The organism is Mesorhizobium sp. M7A.F.Ca.CA.002.04.1.1, from assembly GCF_004022805.1.
GTDB lineage: Bacteria > Pseudomonadota > Alphaproteobacteria > Rhizobiales > Rhizobiaceae > Mesorhizobium > Mesorhizobium ciceri.
Genome location: NZ_RZPL01001194.1, coordinates 1 through 797, shown reverse-complemented (window position 1 = coordinate 797; position 797 = coordinate 1). Strand labels below are relative to the sequence as shown.

Here is a 797-nt window from a genome sequence, read left to right as displayed (position 1 = left end):
GCGCCGGCCAGATGCAATTGCGCCAACGCCTTGCCGACCTCGGCACAATGCGTGGCTGTGGGCCGCCGCAACGAAAGCCCTTCCAGGAAGGTGATGATGACCGCCGGCCGGCCGGCGAGCGTGCCGATGACGCTGCCGTCATGGGCGGTCACCGGCAGCGGGCAGGACACGCCCTTGTAGGCGAGATGGCCCATCAGCCCAAGGAAAAACGGCAGATCCGCCTTCTCGACGCGCTTCTCATAGAGCGTCAGGATGTAGGAGCCGCTCGAGGTGTGCAGCAGGAAGTTCGAGTTCTCGGTGCCTTCGGCGATGCCCTTGTAGGACAGGAGATCGCCGACCGGATAGTGCTTCAGGAATGCGCCGAGTTCGCCTTCCGCGACGTCAGTGTAGACCGCCATGTGCCTTACGCGGCTCCATTGACGAAGGCCATGTCGGCCCGCGTCAGTTCGACATCGCGCAGTACCCGCATGACCGGAAAATCCTCCGTTTCCGTGGCCGTGATGGCCAGATCGATCGTGACATCGAAGCGCTGCCGGAACGCGTCGATGATCTCGTCGACGATGATTTCGGGCGCCGACGCGCCGGCCGACAGGCCGAGCGTCGAAATGTTGCCGATGTCATTCCACGGAATCTCGGCGGCGCGCTGCACGAGAAGCGACATGGTGGCGCCTGCACGCTCCGCCACTTCGACAAGTCGTCGCGAATTGGAGGAATTCGGCGCGCCGACGATCAGATAGAGATCGGCGCCCGGCGCGGTGTCCTTGACGGCTTCCTGGCGGTTGGTGGTGGCATAGCAG

Annotated in this window: 1 protein-coding gene and 1 pseudogene; both read right to left on the bottom strand. The window is 64.0% G+C overall.

The features are described from left to right. A partial coding sequence (locus tag ENZ75_RS33250) for a phosphotransferase (protein ID WP_164888245.1) occupies window positions 1–398 on the bottom strand: 398 nt, incomplete at its 3' end. Window positions 399–403: 5 nt separating this feature from the next. Continuing rightward, window positions 404–797 (bottom strand): annotated as a pseudogene (locus ENZ75_RS33245) (4-hydroxy-3-methylbut-2-enyl diphosphate reductase); the annotation flags it as partial.